Consider the following 16,658-nt stretch of genomic DNA (forward strand, 5'->3'; position numbering starts at 1 on the left):
TCGCCGGGGCGCCCCGCCCAGACGGACAGTGGCAGGGACGGAGCCCACGGCGCGCCCGGCGCCGTCGGGCCACCGCGAGTGCGCCTGGAGGCTGCCATGCGCCGTGTCATCCGCTTCCGCGAACTCGGCCGCGAGGACGTCGGCCTGGTGGGCGGCAAGAACGCCTCGCTCGGCGAGCTGATCACCGGTCTCGGCCCGACGGGGGTCCGGGTGCCGGACGGCTTCGCCACGACTGCCGACGCCTACCGTGAGCTGCTCGACGCCGGCGGCCTGCGTGAGCGGATCGTCGAGCAGGTCGACCGGCTCCACCGGGGCGCCCCGCTGCCCGAGGTCGGCGTCGCGATCCGCTCCGCGGTCCTGTCCACCCCGCTGCCGCCCGCCCTCGCACACGAGGTCGTGGCGGCGTACGAGCACCTCGCCCGCCAGGCCGAGCGCGAGAACCCCGACGTCGCCGTGCGCAGCAGCGCCACCGCGGAGGACCTGCCGGAGGCCAGCTTCGCCGGCCAGCAGGAGACCTTCCTCAACGTCCGGGGCGCCGACGCCCTGCTGGACGCCTGCCGGCGCTGCTTCGCCTCGCTGTTCACGGACCGGGCGATCGACTACCGCGAGCGGATGGGATTCGATCACCTCTCGCTGGCCCTGTCGGTCGGTGTCCAGCTGATGGTGCGCTCCGATCTCGCGGGCGCGGGTGTGGCGTTCACCCTCGACACCGAGACCGGCTTCCCCGGGGTGGTGGTCATCAGCGCCGCCTGGGGACTGGGCGAGACGGTGGTGAGCGGGCAGGTGGAGCCGGACGAGTACACGGTGTTCAAGCCCGTCCTCAAGGACCACCACCTCGACCCCGTGGTCCACGTGCGGCTCGGCGCGAAGCTCCGCAAGGCCGTCTACGGCGAGGACGGCTCCACCACGACCGTCGACACCGACGCCGCCGAGCGGGCCCGCCCGGTGCTCGGGCAGGGCGACATCCGCACGCTGGCCGAGTGGGCCGTGGCTGTCGAGGAGCACTACGGCTGCCCGATGGACCTGGAATGGGCCAAGGACGGCATCACCGGCCGGCTGTTCCTCGTCCAGGCCCGGCCGGAGACGGTGCAGTCCCGGCGCCGGGGTGAGGTGCTGCGCCGCTTCCGGCTGACCGGCACCGGCGAGCGCCTGGTGGACGGCATCGCCGTCGGCGAGGCGATCGGCGCCGGGCCGGTGTACGCGCTGGCCGAGCCGGTCGGTCTGGAACGGTTCCCGCAGGGCGCCGTCCTGGTCACCGAGATCACCGACCCGGACTGGGAGCCGCTCATGAAGCGGGCCGCCGCGATCGTCACCGACCACGGCGGCCGGACCTCGCACGCGGCGATCGTCAGCCGTGAGCTGGGCGTGCCGGCGCTGGTCGGCACGGGCTCGGCGACCGCCGTGCTGACCGACGGGCAGGAGGTCACGGTCTCCTGCGCCGAGGGCGCCGAGGGACACGTGTACGCGGGCCTCGTCGCGTACGAGGCGACCGAGACCGACCTCGGCTCCCTGCCGGCCACCCGGACCAAGGTGATGCTCAACCTGGCCGACCCCGGAGCCGCGTTCCGCTGGTGGCGCCTGCCGGCGGACGGGGTGGGCCTGGCCCGGACCGAGTTCGTGGTCGCCCACCAGGTCCGCGTCCACCCGATGGCGCTGGTGCACCCGGAGCGGCTGTCCGTCGAGGACCGGCGGCTGGTCGACGAACTGGCCTACGGCCACCCGGACCGGACCGACTACTTCGTGGACCGCCTGGCCCACGGAGTCGCCCGGATCGCCGCCTCGCGCTGGCCGGACCCGGTCGTGGTGCGCACCAGCGACTTCAAGACCAACGAGTACGCCCGGCTCATCGGCGGCGCCCCGTTCGAACCCGTCGAGGCCAACCCGATGATCGGCTGGCGCGGCGCGAGCCGCTACTACGACCCCGGCTACCGCGAGGGCTTCGCCCTGGAGTGCCAGGCGCTGCGCCGGGCCCGGGACGAGCTCGGCCTGACCAACGTCGTGGTGATGATCCCGTTCTGCCGCACCCCGCAGGAGGCCGACCGGGTCCTGGCCGTCATGGCCGACAACGGGCTCGCCCGGGGCGCCAACGGTCTGCGCGTGTACGTCATGGCGGAGATCCCGGCCAACGTCCTGCTCGCCGAGCAGTTCGCCGAACGCTTCGACGGCTTCTCGATCGGCAGCAACGACCTCACCCAGCTCACCCTCGGCGTCGACCGCGACTCCGGACTGCTCGCCCACCTCTTCGACGAGCGGAACCCGGCCGTCACCCGCAGCATCGAGTCCCTGGTCGCCACCGCCCACGCGGCCGGCCGCCACGTCGGCCTCTGCGGCCAACGCCCCAGCAACGACCCGGACTTCACCCGCTTCCTGGTCGAGGCCGGGATCGACTCGATCTCCGTCACACCGGACAGCTTCGCCGCGGTGAAGCGTGCCGTGGCCACGGCCGAAGAGCGCTGCTGACCTGCCGTCCACCCGGCGAACCGCCCATGCCCGGACCGGGAGCCGGCGAGGAGAGCGCCACGAGCACCGAGGCGACCCATCGGCTGGCCCGGGCGACGAGGCCGCCGAACGACACGAACGTGGAGATGTGCGATGAGTGCGAAGGACCAACGTCCGACCCGGATCGTCGTGGGAGTGGACGGATCTCCGGCTTCCAGGGCTGCACTGACCTGGGCAACGCGCTATGCCGAGGCCACAGGGGCCACGGTGGATGCGGTGATCGCTTGGCAGTACCCCATCGGATACGGCTGGCCCGCACCTGTTCTCCAGACGTTCGACTTCGAGGACGATGCCCGTCGGGCACTGGCCGACGCCGCGAGCGAGACGGGAGCCGACACACCTCGGGCCCGGATCCGACAGCACGTCGTCCAGGGCCATCCGGCCACCGCGCTCCTCGAAGCCGCCGACGGCGCGGACCTGCTCGTCGTCGGCAACCGCGGGCGCGGCGGCTTCGCCGGGGCGCTCCTCGGCTCGGTCGGCCAGCACTGCGTCCACCACGCGCACTGCCCGGTCGTCGTCGTCCGCGGCGAGCCCGAACCCCGGGCCGAGGTGTGACGGCCCGCAGAGCCGACGGGGGTGTCGTCCTCAGGCCGGGACACCCCGCGGTTCGCTCCCGTCAGGGGCTCCTCCGCCTTCATCCCGCGGTACGTCCGGCTTTGCCGGCGAGCCGGTGACGCCCCCGGCAGGTCCTTGCCGGCGGGTCCACCGGTGGGCCGAACGGCCCTGCCGTCCGGAGCCCGGTGGCGGTCTCCTGGACGTAGGGGCCCGGTCCTCGCACCCGGGTCCGCCAGCGGGCCCGAGACCGCCCGGGCAGCTGAACCCCGTCCGGCCCGGGCCCCGCCCCGGCCCGAGGAACCCCAGGAGCCGATGATGACCACGACAGCCCCGAACCCGATGCGCACCAAACGGTGGTCCCTGCGCCTCGACCTCTTCGAGGAGGGCGACACGACCAAGGTCCACGCCGTCCTCGACACGGGCGACAACACCCTGGAGACCCGCACCACCGCCCGCCGCAACCCCCACGACCCGCCCGTCCCGGAGATCGGCGACGAGTACGCCGCCGCCCGCGCCCTGATCGACCTCGGCCACCGCCTCCTGCGAGCGGGCCTCGCGGATGCGGCCGCCAACGACCGCTCCGAAGGCGTCTGAGGACACCGGCGCTCCCCGGCGTTCACCGGCACCTCCCCGCGTGACCTGTTCGACCCGGGAACCGGCCTCAACGCCGGGTGTGCCGGGTCATGCGCCGCGCCGTCCTGATGACGGACGAGCACCCGCCCTTCAGACTCGACAGGGGCGGCCCCGGACCCACACGCCGAGAGCGGACGGGAGACAGCCATGAGCGCGGCAGGAGCAGGAGCAGCGGACACCGAGGCCTGGGTGGTCGACCGTGCCGGTCCGGTGGGCGGGCCGGGACCCGGGCCCCTGGTGCGAGAGCGGCGGCCACTGGACGCACCGGGGCCGCAGGAGATCCTGGTGGAGGTGGAGGCCTGCGGGGTGTGCCGCACCGATCTACACCTGGCGGAGGGTGACCTCGCGCCGAGGAGCGCGCGGTGCACGCCCGGGCACGAGGTCGTCGGGCAGGTCGTGGCGACCGGCTCGGCGGTCGAGGGGTTCACCGTCGGCGACCGGGCCGGGGTGGCCTGGCTCGCGCGGACCTGCGGCACGTGCGGCTACTGCCGGAGCGGACGCGAGAACCTCTGCCCCGATTCGCGCTACACCGGCTGGGACCGGCACGGCGGCTACGCCCGCCACCTGACCGCGGACGCCCGTTTCGCCTACCCCCTGCCGCAGGGCCCGCCCGCCGAGGAACTCGCCCCGCTGCTGTGCGCCGGGATCATCGGCTACCGCGCCCTCGAACGGGCCGAACTCCCGGAGGGCGGCCTGCTCGGAATCTACGGCTTCGGCGCCTCCGCCCATCTGACCGCCCAGCTCGCCCTCGCCCGAGGCGCCCGGGTCGCGGTGTTCACCCGGGCCCCCGCGGCGCGCCGACTGGCGCTGGACCTCGGCGCCGCCTTCGCCGGCGACTCCTACGACCCCTCCCCCGAACCCCTGGACGCCGCCATCCTCTTCGCCCCGGTCGGCGACATGGTGCCGCCCGCTCTCGCCGCCCTGGACCGTGGCGGGACCCTCGCCGTCGCCGGCATCCACCTCACCGACATCCCGACGCTCGACTACCAACGGCACCTCTTCCAGGAGCGCACGCTGCGCAGCGTCACCGCCAACACCCGGGCCGACGGCCTGGCCTACCTGGCGGAGGCCGCCCGGACCCGCCCGGCCGTCCACGTGACCCGCTACCCCCTGCGACAGGCGGACGAGGCGCTCGCGGACCTCGCCGCGGACCGGGTCACCGGCGTGGCCGTCCTCGTCGCCGAGTAGCGGACGAGCGGGAAGCCCGGGACGGAAGCGCACGGGGCGACGCGCCGCAGGACCTGACCGCGAGCACCCGCGGGTGATCGGTTCCGCATCGCCTCCGGACGGCGGGCCGGGGAGTCCGGGTACCTCGCTGCAAACCCCTGACCGGCAGCCGGGCGATCCCGCGTCGTCCTCGACCACGTGGTTTCGGCCACCGGCGTGCCGCGCACGGCCTCACGCCTGGAGGGGCATCCAGGGGACCGGCCGCGCCCGGCGAGCCCGACCGCCGGCGGCGACACGGCACGGTCCGGCCAGCCGGGGGCCACCCGCCACCCGTGCGGGCACCCGGAGAGCCACCGGGGGACCGTGGCACCCGGTCGCCCCCCGGCGCAGGCGGTCGGCCCCGCGCCCGGGGCCGACCGGCCCATGCGTGATCCCGGGAATCGGCGGACAGTGGAACGTAGCGCGCCGCCCACCCCGGGGGGTGCCGGAGCCCCGCCCGAGGACAGCCCGATGGACAGCACCACCGCACCCCTCGTGGAACTGGACGAAAGGGGTCTCGCCGCTCTCGTCGACGTCCTGCGACAACGCGGTTACACCGTGGTCGGACCCACCGTCCGGGACGGCGCGATCGTGCTCGCCGAACTCGGGTCGGCCGCGGAGCTGCCCCACGGTTGGAGCATCGACGCCGAGCCCGGAACCTATCGGCTGCGCCCGCGCGCGGACCGGGCGGCGTTCGCCCATTCGGCCGGGCCGCAGTCCTGGAAGACATTCCTGCACCCGCCCCGTGCCCGACTCTGGCAAGCGGACCGCTCCGCGGACGGGAGCATCACGGTCCGGGAGGACGACGATCCGGCGCCGCGCTACGCCTTCCTCGGCGTGCGCCCCTGCGACCTGCGCGCGATCGCCGTCCAGGACCGGGTGCTGACCGGTGGCGCGTACGTCGACCCGGTGTACGCACCGCGCAGGGCCGGCGCATTCGTCGTCGTGGCCGAGTGCACCGAGCCCAGCGCGGTGTGCTTCTGCACCTCGATGGGCACCGGCCCGGGCCTGCCCCGAGGGTCGTCGTACGACCTGGCACTCACCGAGACGGCGGGACCGGGCGGGCCCCGCTACACGGTCCGCGCCGGCAGCCCGGAGGGCGAGGAGGTCCTCGACGCACTCCCCACCCGCCCCACCGACGGTGAGGACGCCCGTACGGCCGTCGCCGACGCCGCCGGGCGGATGGCACGCAGCATGGACCCCACCGACCTGCGCGCGCTGATGGCTGGCACGATGACCGCCGAGCGCTGGGACCAGGTCGCGGACCGCTGTCTGACCTGCGGCAACTGCACCATGGTCTGCCCCACCTGCTTTTGCACCACCACCGAGGAGGTCACCGACCTCACCGGCGACCACGCCGAGCGGTGGCGTCGCTGGGACTCCTGCTTCGACCTCGACTTCTCCCACCTGCACGGCAGCGGCCCGGTCCGCACCTCCGCACGGAGCCGGTACCGCCAGTGGCTCACCCACAAACTCGGTACCTGGCACGACCAGTTCGGCTCCTCGGGGTGCGTCGGCTGCGGCCGTTGCATCGCCTGGTGCCCGGTCGGCATCGACATCACGGAGGAGGTCACCGCCCTGCGCGCCGAGGCCGCGACCGAGGGGGAGGTGCTGTGACGCACGCGACCACCCCCGTCCCGTACCGGGTGCTGGCCTGCCGCCGGGAGACCGCCGACGCCGTCACCCTCGACCTCGTCCCGCTGGACGCCCCGCTGGCACGGTTCCGCCCCGGACAGTACGCGATGCTCCACGCCTTCGGCGTCGGCGAGATCCCGCTCTCCACCAGCCGGATCGACGGAACCGTCCTCGGCCACACCGTCCGGGCCGTCGGCAAGGTCAGCGAGGCCCTGTGCCGGGCCCGGGTCGGTGACCTGATCGGCACCCGGGGTCCCTACGGCACGGCCTGGCGGACCCCGCCGGCGGGCAGCGACGTGCTGATCGTCGCCGGCGGCATCGGGCTCGCCCCGCTGCGCCCGCTGATCGAGCGGGTCCTCGCCCGGTCCGAGGCGTACGGGACCGTATCGGTGCTCACCGGATACCGTGACCCGGGCGAGCAGCTGTTCCTCGACGACCTGCCGCGCTGGCGCTCCCGAGCGGACGTCAGGACCACGGTGGACCACCCGGACCCGGGCTGGCGCGGTGCGGTCGGGCTGGTCACCGACCTGCTGGACGGTGCCGACCTCCGGCCCGGGCGCTGCGCGGCGTACCTGTGCGGTCCGGAGGTGATGATGCGTGCCACCGCCCGGGAGCTGCGGCGCCGGGGCGTGCCCGCCGAACGGATCCGGGTGTCGCTGGAACGCAACATGCGCTGCGCGACCGGCTGGTGCGGCCACTGCCAGCTCGGTCCGTTCCTCGTCTGCCGGGACGGCCCCGTCCTCGGGTGGGACCACGTCGACGACCTGCTGTCCGTCCTCGAGAGGTGAGCGCCGTGGCCCACCCCCCGCGTCTGGCGGTCTGGAAGTTCTCCTCCTGTGACGGCTGCCAGCTCACCCTCCTGGACTGCGAGGACGAACTCCTCGCGCTCGCCGGGCAGGTGGAGATCGGCTACTTCCTAGAGGCCTCCGACCGTGAGCTGCCGCCGCCCTACGACCTCTCCCTGGTCGAGGGGTCCATCGCGACCGCCGCGGACCTGGAGCGCGTCCGGCGGGTCCGCGAGCAGTCCCGCCACCTGGTGACCATCGGCGCCTGTGCCACGGCCGGAGGCGTCCAGGCCCTGCGCAACCTGGGGAGTCTCCCGGAATACCAGGCCGTCGTCTACGCCCGCCCCGAGTACATCGACAGTCTCGACCGCTCCACCCCGGTCTCCGCCCATGTGCCGGTCGACCTGGAACTGCGCGGCTGCCCGATCGACAGGAGGCAGCTGCTGGAGGTCATGACCGCCTACCTCGCCGACCGCCGACCCGACGTCCCCGGTCACAGCGTCTGCTTCGAGTGCAAGCTGCGCGGCACCACCTGCGTCACCGTCGCCCACGGCACTCCCTGCCTCGGACCCGTCACCCAGGCCGGCTGCGGCGCCATCTGCCCGGCCTACGGGCGCGGCTGTTACGGCTGCTTCGGCCCCATGGAGACGCCCAACACCCGCGCCCTGCTCCCGCTGCTGCGCCGGGACGGAGTGACGGAGGCGGACGCCGCCCGGCTCTACCGAACCTTCAACGCCGCGTCCCCGGACTTCGCCGACGCGGCCCGGCAGGCGGACGAGGAGGGCGCATGACCCACCGCAGTGAGCGGTTGCTCAGCGTGGGTGCTCTGGCCCGTGTCGAGGGCGAGGGCGCACTGCACGTCTCCGTCCGCGACGGCGAGGTCCAGGACGTCAGGCTCCGGATCTACGAGCCCCCGCGCTATTTCGAGGCGCTGCTGCGCGGCCGCCGGTACACCGAGCCGCCCGATCTCACCTCCCGGATCTGCGGGATCTGTCCGGTGGCCTACCAGATGAGTGCCTGCCGAGCGGTGGAGAATGCCTGCGGAGTCGAGGTCAGCGGTCAAGTCGCCGAGCTGAGAAGGCTGTTGTACTGCGGAGAGTGGATCGAGAGTCATGCCCTGCACATCTACCTCCTACACGCCCCCGATTTTCTGCACCTGCCGGACGCCTTGGCGCTGGCCCGCACCGACGCGGGCGTCCTCCAGCGCGGCCTGCGGCTGAAGAAGGCAGGCAACGAGATCGTGGAGGTCCTCGGCGGGCGGGCCATCCACCCGGTCAACGTCCGGGTCGGCGGTTTCCACCGACTGCCCACCAGAGCCGAGCTCGGCCATCTGGAAACGGTGTTGGGGCAGGCAAGGGCCGACGCCGAGGAGACCCTCGCCTGGGTGGCCGGTTTCGAGTTCCCGTCGCTGACCGTCCGGCACGAGTTCCTCGCGCTCACCGAGGCCGACCGCTACGCCATCGATTCCGGTACTCCCACCGGTGCCCGTGTCGGCCGCTTCGACACGGCGGAGTTCGAAGCGCACGTCCGCGAGCACCAGGTCCCGCACTCCACCGCCCTGCACGCCACCCTCGACGGCCGGCCCCACCTCACCGGGCCGCTCGCCCGCTGGAACCTCTCCGCCGACCGGCTGCCCGCAGGCATCCGCGACCTCGCGGCCGAAGCCGGCCTGGGCCCGTCCTGCGACAACCCCTTCCGCAGCATCGTGATCCGCGCCGTCGAAGTCCTGTGGGCCGTCACCGAGGCGCAGCGGATCATCGAGCAGTACGAGCCGCCGCCGGGGCCGGCCGTACCCGTCCCGCCGAGGGCCGGCACCGGGTACGGTGCCACCGAAGCGCCGCGCGGGCTGCTGTACCACCGCTACGACATCGACGCGGACGGGCTCGTCCGGCAGGCCGTGATCGTCCCGCCGACCGCACAGAACCAGACCGCGATCGAGACCGATCTACGGGCCTTCGTCCAGCCCCGGCTGCACCTGGACGACGCCGAACTGACCCGGCAGTGCGAGCGGGCGATCCGCACCTACGACCCGTGCATCTCCTGCGCGGCGCACTTCCTGACCCTCACGGTGGTGGGACGGTGACGACCGGGGCCGGCGGACGCCTCGTCGTCATCGGGGTCGGCAACGAGTACCGCCACGACGACGGCGCGGCCGTGGCCGTCCTCACCCGGCTCGCCGCCGAAGGCCTCGCCGTGGACCCGCTCGCCCTGTGCGACGGCGAGCCCACCGAGCTGATGGAACAGTGGGAGGGCGCCGACTTGGCCGTCGTCGTCGACGCGGTCCGCACCCATCCCGGAGAACCGGGGCGCATCCACCGGGTCAGCGTCGGCGTGGACCACCTGCCGGCTGACCTGACGGCCGGCGAGGAGGCCGCAGCCGGCACCCACGGCCTGGGCCTCGGCCAGGCCGTAGCGCTGGCGGCCGTCCTGGGGAAGCTGCCGCGCGAGTTGCTGATCATCGCGGTGGAGGGCGCCGACTTCTCCATCGGCGAGGGGCTGAGCCCAGCCGTCGCCGACGCGGTGCCGCGCGCCGCCGCCGAGGTCCGCCGCGCGGTGAACGACCACCGCGCGTGATCCCCGGAGGAACGGCCGTCCCGCAGGACACCCGGCCGGGCAGCGGGGCCGACCGGGGAGCGGGCCGGCCGGCCCCCTCGCCGGGGTCCGTCCGCGCTTCGAGGACCGGGCCGTGCCTACGGGGCGCCGTAGCCGCCGCCGCCCGGGGTGCGGATCTCGAGGGTGTCCCCGGCCGCCACGTCGGTGCTGCCACAGCCGGGCAGGTCGTCGACGGTGCCGTCGGAACGCAGGACGCGGTTGGTGCCGAGGGCGCCCGGGGCGCCGCCGTCGAGGCCGTAGGGCGGGACGCGACGGTGGCCGGTGAGCAGGCTGACGGTCATCGGCTCGCGGAAACGCAGTCGGCGCAGGACGCCGTTGCCGCCGTGCCGGCGGCCCGCGCCGCCGCTGTCGGGGCGGACGGCGAACTCCTCGACGAGGACGGGGAGGCGCCACTCCAGGACCTCGGGGTCGGTGAGGCGGGAGTTGGTCATGTGGGTCTGGACCGCGTCAGCGCCGTCGAAGTCCGGGCCCGCACCCGAGCCGGAGGCGATGGTCTCGTAGTACTGGTGCTCGGCGTTGCCGAACGTGAGGTTGTTCATCGTGCCGGAGCCTTCGGCCTGGACGCCGAGTGCCGCGTAGAGCGCTCCGACGATGGCCTGCGAGGTCTCGACGTTGCCGGCGGCGACGGCGGCGGGGTACTCCGGTGCCAGCATCGAGCCGGGTGGAACGACGATCCGCAGCGGCCGGAGGCAGCCGTCGTTGAGCGGGATGTCGTCGTCGACGAGGGTGCGGAAGACGTACAGGACCGCGGCCGTGACGACCGCGGACGGAGCGTTGAAGTTGCCGCCGAGCTGGGGGGAGGTGCCGGTGAAGTCGATGGTGGCGCTGCGGTCCCGGCGGTTCACGCGGACTGCCACGGCGATGACGGCGCCGGAGTCGGTCTCGTAGCGGTAGGCGCCGTCGGACAGTCCTGCGACGGCCCGGCGGACGGCTTGCTCGGCGTTGTCCTGGACGTGCCGCATGTACGCCTGGACGACGTCGAGGCCGAAGTGGTCGATCATGGCGCGGACCTCGTCGACGCCCTTGCGGTTGGCGGCAATCTGGGCGCGCAGGTCGGCGAGATTGGTTTCGGGGGCGCGGGACGGGTGCCGTGCCCCGGTGAGCAGCCGCACGGTGTCCGCCTCGCGCAGCCGCCCGTCCACCACCAGTGGCCAGGTGTCGAACAGTACGCCCTCCTCGTGGATCTCGTGGCTGTCGGCGGGCATCGAGCCGGGGGCTATGCCGCCGATCTCGGCGTGGTGGCCGCGGGAGGCGACGAAGAACAGGAGTTCACTGCCGGTCGGGTCGAAGACGGGGGTGACGACGGTGATGTCGGGCAGGTGGGTGCCGCCGTGGTAGGGGTCGTTGACGGCGTAGGTGTCCCCCGGGCGCAACCGCGGGCCGCGGCGGCGGAGCACCTCCTTCACGGTCGTGCCCATCGATCCGAGGTGGACGGGGATGTGCGGGGCGTTGGCGACGAGGTTGCCTTCGGGGTCGAAGAGCGCGCAGGAGAAGTCCAGCCGCTCCTTGATGTTGACCGACTGGGCGGTGGACTCCAGCCGGGCACCCATCTGCTGGGCGATCGCCACGAAGAGGTTGTTGAAGACCTCCAGGAGGACGGGGTCGGCGGTGGTGCCGACGGACTCCTCGGCCGCCCCCCTGATCCGCTCGACCAGGAGGTGTCCCGCGGTGGTGACGGTCGCCTTCCAGCCGTCGTCCACGACGGTGGTGGCGTTGGCCTCGGCGATCACGGCCGGACCGGTCAGGGTTTCGCCCGGTCGCATCGACTCGCGCTCCAGCAGCGGGACCCGGTGCCACTCGCCGCCGGTGTGGAGCGCCACGGTGACGGGTTCCCCCGGCTGCCCCGGGCCCGGGGAGAGTGCGTCGAACCCAGGCTGCTCGGTGAGGCCGGTGCCTTCGACGGCGAGGGCCTCGACCACCAGCGGGCGGTCCATCAGGAAGGAGTAGGTGGCCCGGTGCCGCTCCTCGAACTCGGTCCGCATGGCCACCGGGTCGTCCAGTGGAACACCGATGGCGGTGTCGGTGCCCTGGTACCGCAGTCGGGCCCGGTGGGTCAGCCGGATCCGTTCCCGCGGAACGCCCTGGTCGAGCAGCTCGCCGGTGGCGGCCTGCGCCAGCTCGTCGGCGAGTGCCCGTACGGCCCCCATCTCCTGCTCCACGAGCAGCCGTTCCACGGCCCGCTCCCGCAGGACGGTGGTGTCGGCCAGGCCGATTCCGAGGGCGGACAACACCCCGGCCATCGGCGGGACCAGCACGGTGCGGATCCCGAGCGCCTCGGCCACCGGGCAGGCGACCTGGCCGCCGGCGCCGCCGAAGGTCGTGAGCGCGTAGCGGGTGACGTCGTGCCCCCGCTGGACCGAGATGCGTTTGATCGCGTTGGCGATGTTGCCGACCGCGATCCGCACGAAGCCCTCGGCGGTATCCTCCGCCGTGCGGTCGCCGATCTCCTGTGCCAGCTTGCGGAACAGACGTTCCGTCAGGTTTCGGTCGAGCGGCTGGTCGCCGTTCGGGCCGAAGACGCTCGGGAAGTGCTCGGCCTGGATGCGACCGAGCAGCAGGTTGGCGTCGGTGACCGTCAACGGTCCGCCCTTGCGGTAGCAGGCGGGGCCGGGATCGGCGCCGGCCGAGTCCGGTCCGACCCGCAGGCGCTCGCCGTCGAAGCGCAGGACCGATCCACCGCCCGCGGCCACGGTGTGGATCGCGAGCATCGGCGCACTCAGCCGCACACCGGCCACCTGGGTGGTCACCACCCGCTCGTACTCGCCCGCGTAGTGCGAGACGTCCGTAGAGGTGCCGCCCATGTCGAAACCGATCACCCGTCGGTGGCCGGCGAGCTCTGACATCCGAACCATGCCGACGATGCCGCCGGCCGGTCCGGAGAGCACGGCGTCCTTGCCCCGGAAGTGCCCGGCCTCGGCGAGCCCGCCGTTGGACTGCATGAACATCAGCCGGACGCCCGCCAGTTCGTCCGACACCTGCCGCACGTAGCGGCGCAGGCCGGGGTCGAGATAGGCGTCGACCACGGTGGTGTCCCCCCGCGGCACCAGCTTCATCAGGGGGCTCACCTCGCTGGACAAGGACACCTGGTCGAAGCCGAGTCGCTCGGCGAGCCGCCCGATCTGGCGTTCGTGAGCGGGGTTCAGGTAGCTGTGCAGGCACGCCACCGCGACCGAGCGGATGCCGTCCCGCAGGCAACCACCCAGGTCGTCGGCGAGCCGGTCGAGGTCGGGCGGGCGCAGCACTTCGCCATCCGCGGCGATCCGCTCGTCCACCTCGACGACCCGGGCGTACAAGGGGTCGAACAGGACGATCTCGCGCGCGAAGATCTGCGGTCGGTTCTGGTAGCCGATCCGCAGGGCGTCCGCGAATCCGCGGGTCGTGCAGAGCGCGGTGGGTTCACCGGTGCGCTCCAGCAGCGCGTTGGTGGCCACCGTGGTGCCCATCCGAACCGATTCGATGTCCGTGGCGGGATCCGCGTCGGGCGGCAGCAGGGCCCGAATGCCCGCCACCGCGGGATCACGGTAGCGGGCCGGGTCGTGCGAGAGCAGCTTGTGGGTGAGCAGCCGTCCGTCCGGCGCCAGCGCGACCACGTCGGTGAAGGTGCCGCCCCGGTCCACCCAGAACTGCCAGCCCCTGGAGGCCATGACCGGTTCCCTCCGCCGTGGCGCGTTCCCCGCCGCGCGCGAGTGGCCCTTCCGCACGAGTATCCGGCCGGGAGAACCATCGGGGCAAACGGACCATACTGGGCTGAGGGTGGACCCCTGGAGGCAACGATGACGGCGACGACCGTGGGGGTGTTGCGGGAGGCGGCGCCCGGCGAACGCCGAGTGGCCCTCGTGCCCGACCTGGTGCCGGCCGTGGCCCGCCTCGCCACGACGGTCCTGGTGGAAGCCGGTGCGGGCGCTCCGGCGGGTCACCACGACGCCGACTACCGTGCCGTCGGCGCCGCCGTGGCAGGGCGCGCCGAGGTGCTGCGGCGAGCGGACGTGCTGCTCGGCGTCCACCCGCCGCGGGCGGACCCCGACCGCGAGCTGCACCCCGGCCAGATCCTGGCCGCGCTGGTGCGGCCGGAGCGGATCCCGTTCCTGGTGCGGAAGTGGGCGGACCGGGGCGTCACGGCGATCGGGCTCGACCTCACACCCGACCTGCCCGTCGCGTACCCCCTGGACGCCGAGGCCTCCCAGGCCAGGGTGGCCGGATACCGGGCCGTGCTCCTCGCAGCCGCCCGGCTGGACCGCTGCCTCCCGCCCTGGGGGGCGGCGGGCCGGCTGTTCGAACCGGTCCGGGTGCTGGTGGTGGGTGCGGGACCGGCAGGCCTGCAAGCGATCGACACGGCCCGCCGACTCGGTGCGCCGGTCGACGTGGTCGAGCCGCGGCGCAGGGAGCGCGCAGCAGCCACGGCGCTGGGGGCCGACCTGCTGGATCTGCGAGGGCCGGTGCCGGAAATGGACGATCGGGAGCCGTGGAAGGACCCTGGCAAGGAGCGTTCCCCGTGGACGGTGGGGCTCGCCGAAGCCGTCGCGTGCCACGACGTGGTGGTGACGGCCCTCACCGCACCGGGAAGGACGCCGCCGGTTCTGCTCCCCGTGGCGGTGGTGGCGCGGATGCGTCCGGGATCGGTACTGGTGGACCTGGCCTCCGGTGCGGAGAGGGGCAACATCGAGGGAGCCGTGTCGGGGAGCATGATGAGGCTCGGAGACGGGGTCACGCTGATCGGGGGCGGAGAGCTCGCGGCGCAGGCTCCGGAGACCGCCTCCCGTGCGTACGCCCACAACGTGCTGGCCCTGCTCGAACGACTCGCACGCGCGGGCCCGCTCGCGGGAGACCCTGTGCTCGGCCCGATGCTGGTGACGCACCGTGGCGCCGTGCGGCACGGGCCCACCGGTCGGCTGCTGATGGAGGCGACCGCCTTCGCCGGACTCCCGTAGCGGGTCAGGCTCCGGCGTGTGAGAGCAGCACGGCGTGCCGGGCGATCGCCCCGGCCCGGTCGGCACACTCCTGGTAGCAGCACGCCAGCACGACCGTGTCGGCGATGTCGACCGGGTCGGCCTCCCGCCCGGACGGCGCTTCCTCCCGCAGCAGGAGTTCGTACAGCAGCCGCTGTCGTTGTCCGACCTCGTGCCGTGAGGTCAACACGTCGGCGACGCCCTCGGGCTCCCCGGACTCCAGGACGTCGGCCGCCCGTTCGACCAGGTCCAGAGCGGTGGTCGCCAGCCCGTGAAGCGGTGCCCGCAGCCGCTCGTCGAACGGCTCCCGCTCCTGGCGTGCCCACGCCGCCGCCAGCAGCCGCTCGGCCAGCCGCCCGAGCGCCTCCACCTCACAGCCCACGTGGACACCCACGACGAGACCGGCCCTTCCGCCCGGTGTGTCGGCGGCATCCTCCTCGATCCGGGCCGAGAGTTCGGCCAGCGCCTTCTCCGCAGCCGGGATCCCGTCCGCTCCGTTCGCCGCTTCCGTCAACACGGCCGTCGTGCCGAGCAGGGCGGTGTGCGCGAGTCTCACCAGCCCGGCGAACTCCCTGATCAGGGCGCCCTGCCCGCCGGCCACGCCGTCCGACATACCGCTCACTCCCCTTCTGCGCTCCCTCGACCAGTCTCCCGCCATCGTCGGTGTCCCGCCCGGGCCGGGTGCCCGCGAGGTCATGCCCGCGTCGAGCGCCGGCCGCCGGCCGTGACGGTGGCGGGACAAGGACGGCCCGCGCGCCCCGATTGAGCCGTACGGCCCAGGACCGTGGTCTGTACGGCCCATGGCCGGCCGGTCGGGCCGTCCTACGGTGAATACAGGGGCTTTCCGGTCCGGATCCCCCTCGGAACGACATCTCGGATGGTCGTTATGCGAGCCGACGACCCACTGCACACCACCACCGGGCTGCGCGACGGCACCGCCGTGGTGTCGCTGGAGGGCGAACTCGACGTGACCACCGTGGAGCCGGTCGTCAACGCCGTGGCCTGGGCGTTGCGGGATCGCCCGCAGCAGTTGGACCTCGACGTCACGGACCTCGACTTCTGCGATGCCGCCGGACTCCGTGCCCTTCTCCGGGCCCGCAGGATGGCGAACGTCCACCACGTCGACTTCCGTCTCGTGGGGGCCGGGCCGAAGCTCTGCCACCTCCTCACAGTTCTCCGGGCCACCTTCCTTCTCCCTTCGTCGCTCCCGGTATCGCAGGTGCCGGGCCGGAACACGGTGGAGGGCATCGTGCCGATGTCCTCCTGAGTCACCGGTCACCCTTCTCGTCGCCCGGCGCCGACCGCGACGCGGCGGTCCGCAAAGGAGTCCACGCCATGACCAGTAGCGCCACCTCAGTCAGCCCCACCGCACGCACCACCGAGCCCCGGCGCTTCGCAGCCGGGTGGACCGTGTTCGCCGCGATCATGCTGTGCGTCGGCGGCATCATGGCGATATTCCAGGGGATCTCCGCCATCGCCAAGGACGGCTTGATCGTCGTCACCCGTGACTACACCTACGCGATGAACACCGCCGGGTGGGGATGGATCCACCTGATCCTCGGGTGCGTCATCGTTCTCGCGGGCGTCGCTCTCTTCAGCGGCGCCGTGTGGGCCCGCATCACCGGCGTGATCGTCGCAGGGCTGGGAATGATCGCCAACTTCGTGTGGCTTCCCCACTACCCGTTCTGGGCGATCGTCCTGATCGCGATCGACGCCTTCGTCATCTGGGCTCTGTGCGCAGGTACGACCAGAGAGGTCCGGCACTGACCCGACCGCGTCGGCCCGG

The 16,658-nt window shown here is 73.3% G+C and carries 14 protein-coding genes; 12 read left to right on the forward strand and 2 right to left on the reverse strand.

Translation table 11 applies throughout. The features are described from left to right. Positions 1-96 precede the first annotated feature (96 nt). From ppsA to ACZ6Y7_RS12125, 9 genes are all read left to right on the forward strand, one after another. Positions 97-2,460: a phosphoenolpyruvate synthase gene (gene ppsA, locus ACZ6Y7_RS12085; RefSeq protein ID WP_465757779.1), complete on the forward strand. Its 2,364-nt coding sequence runs from the start codon at positions 97-99 to the stop codon at positions 2,458-2,460. Between the two features lie 132 nt (positions 2,461-2,592). Further along, positions 2,593-3,054, forward strand: coding sequence for a universal stress protein (locus ACZ6Y7_RS12090; protein ID WP_465757780.1), 462 nt, complete (start codon positions 2,593-2,595; stop codon positions 3,052-3,054). Between the two features lie 315 nt (positions 3,055-3,369). After that, complete coding sequence (locus ACZ6Y7_RS12095) at positions 3,370-3,648, forward strand: dsRBD fold-containing protein (RefSeq protein ID WP_465757781.1); 279 nt, start codon at positions 3,370-3,372, stop codon at positions 3,646-3,648. Positions 3,649-3,834: 186 nt separating this feature from the next. Next, positions 3,835-4,875 carry a zinc-binding alcohol dehydrogenase family protein gene (locus ACZ6Y7_RS12100; protein WP_465757782.1) on the forward strand — a complete coding sequence of 347 codons (1,041 nt, stop codon included), beginning with the start codon at positions 3,835-3,837 and terminating at the stop codon, positions 4,873-4,875. Between the two features lie 489 nt (positions 4,876-5,364). After that, the gene (locus tag ACZ6Y7_RS12105; RefSeq protein ID WP_465757783.1) at positions 5,365-6,510 is read left to right on the forward strand and encodes a 4Fe-4S dicluster domain-containing protein; all 1,146 of its coding nucleotides are present in this window, start codon (positions 5,365-5,367) and stop codon (positions 6,508-6,510) included. After that, positions 6,507-7,316, forward strand: coding sequence for an FAD/NAD(P)-binding protein (locus tag ACZ6Y7_RS12110; protein ID WP_465757784.1), 810 nt, complete (start codon positions 6,507-6,509; stop codon positions 7,314-7,316). Before ACZ6Y7_RS12105 ends, ACZ6Y7_RS12110 begins: the two co-directional genes overlap by 4 nt. Continuing rightward, positions 7,313-8,104 carry an NADH-quinone oxidoreductase subunit B family protein gene (locus tag ACZ6Y7_RS12115; RefSeq protein WP_465757785.1) on the forward strand — a complete coding sequence of 264 codons (792 nt, stop codon included), beginning with the start codon at positions 7,313-7,315 and terminating at the stop codon, positions 8,102-8,104. Before ACZ6Y7_RS12110 ends, ACZ6Y7_RS12115 begins: the two co-directional genes overlap by 4 nt. Further along, positions 8,101-9,396, forward strand: a complete 1,296-nt coding sequence (locus tag ACZ6Y7_RS12120) for a Ni/Fe hydrogenase subunit alpha (protein WP_465757786.1) — start codon at positions 8,101-8,103, stop codon at positions 9,394-9,396. The genes ACZ6Y7_RS12115 and ACZ6Y7_RS12120 overlap by 4 nt, the downstream gene beginning before the upstream one ends. Further along, complete coding sequence (locus ACZ6Y7_RS12125; protein ID WP_465757787.1) at positions 9,393-9,887, forward strand: hydrogenase maturation protease; 495 nt, start codon at positions 9,393-9,395, stop codon at positions 9,885-9,887. The genes ACZ6Y7_RS12120 and ACZ6Y7_RS12125 overlap by 4 nt, the downstream gene beginning before the upstream one ends. A 116-nt stretch (positions 9,888-10,003) precedes the next feature. Here the strand turns inward: ACZ6Y7_RS12125 and ACZ6Y7_RS12130 are convergent, their stop codons facing one another. Beyond that, positions 10,004-13,570: a hydantoinase B/oxoprolinase family protein gene (locus ACZ6Y7_RS12130; protein ID WP_465757788.1), complete on the reverse strand. Its 3,567-nt coding sequence runs from the start codon at positions 13,568-13,570 to the stop codon at positions 10,004-10,006. 129 nt (positions 13,571-13,699) lie between these two features. On the opposite strand from ACZ6Y7_RS12130, the gene ACZ6Y7_RS12135 reads away from it, so the two are divergent. Next, on the forward strand, positions 13,700-14,854 hold the full coding sequence (locus ACZ6Y7_RS12135) for a Rossmann-fold NAD(P)-binding domain-containing protein (protein ID WP_465757789.1): 1,155 nt from the start codon (positions 13,700-13,702) through the stop codon (positions 14,852-14,854). Between the two features lie 4 nt (positions 14,855-14,858). On the opposite strand, the gene ACZ6Y7_RS12140 is transcribed toward ACZ6Y7_RS12135, so the two are convergent. Continuing rightward, a complete protein-coding gene (locus ACZ6Y7_RS12140; protein WP_465757790.1) occupies positions 14,859-15,485 on the reverse strand; it encodes a hypothetical protein in 627 nt (208 codons plus the stop codon). Positions 15,486-15,758: 273 nt separating this feature from the next. On the opposite strand from ACZ6Y7_RS12140, the gene ACZ6Y7_RS12145 reads away from it, so the two are divergent. Continuing rightward, complete coding sequence (locus ACZ6Y7_RS12145) at positions 15,759-16,139, forward strand: STAS domain-containing protein (protein WP_402218162.1); 381 nt, start codon at positions 15,759-15,761, stop codon at positions 16,137-16,139. A gap of 68 nt (positions 16,140-16,207) precedes the next feature. Continuing rightward, positions 16,208-16,639, forward strand: coding sequence for a DUF7144 family membrane protein (locus ACZ6Y7_RS12150; protein WP_402218164.1), 432 nt, complete (start codon positions 16,208-16,210; stop codon positions 16,637-16,639). Positions 16,640-16,658 lie beyond the last annotated feature (19 nt).

The sequence above is a fragment of the Kitasatospora sp. NPDC053308 genome (assembly GCF_055585785.1).

Coding starts and splice junctions, on each gene's coding strand:
- ACZ6Y7_RS12105 (WP_465757783.1), top strand. CDS start 5,365: ATGGACAGCACCACCGCACCCCTCGTGGAACTGGACGAAAGGGGTCTC.
- ACZ6Y7_RS12135 (WP_465757789.1), top strand. CDS start 13,700: ATGACGGCGACGACCGTGGGGGTGTTGCGGGAGGCGGCGCCCGGCGAA.
- ppsA (WP_465757779.1), top strand. CDS start 97: ATGCGCCGTGTCATCCGCTTCCGCGAACTCGGCCGCGAGGACGTCGGC.
- ACZ6Y7_RS12150 (WP_402218164.1), top strand. CDS start 16,208: ATGACCAGTAGCGCCACCTCAGTCAGCCCCACCGCACGCACCACCGAG.
- ACZ6Y7_RS12095 (WP_465757781.1), top strand. CDS start 3,370: ATGACCACGACAGCCCCGAACCCGATGCGCACCAAACGGTGGTCCCTG.
- ACZ6Y7_RS12090 (WP_465757780.1), top strand. CDS start 2,593: ATGAGTGCGAAGGACCAACGTCCGACCCGGATCGTCGTGGGAGTGGAC.
- ACZ6Y7_RS12145 (WP_402218162.1), top strand. CDS start 15,759: ATGCGAGCCGACGACCCACTGCACACCACCACCGGGCTGCGCGACGGC.
- ACZ6Y7_RS12140 (WP_465757790.1), bottom strand. CDS start 15,485: ATGTCGGACGGCGTGGCCGGCGGGCAGGGCGCCCTGATCAGGGAGTTC.
- ACZ6Y7_RS12100 (WP_465757782.1), top strand. CDS start 3,835: ATGAGCGCGGCAGGAGCAGGAGCAGCGGACACCGAGGCCTGGGTGGTC.
- ACZ6Y7_RS12130 (WP_465757788.1), bottom strand. CDS start 13,570: ATGGCCTCCAGGGGCTGGCAGTTCTGGGTGGACCGGGGCGGCACCTTC.
- ACZ6Y7_RS12120 (WP_465757786.1), top strand. CDS start 8,101: ATGACCCACCGCAGTGAGCGGTTGCTCAGCGTGGGTGCTCTGGCCCGT.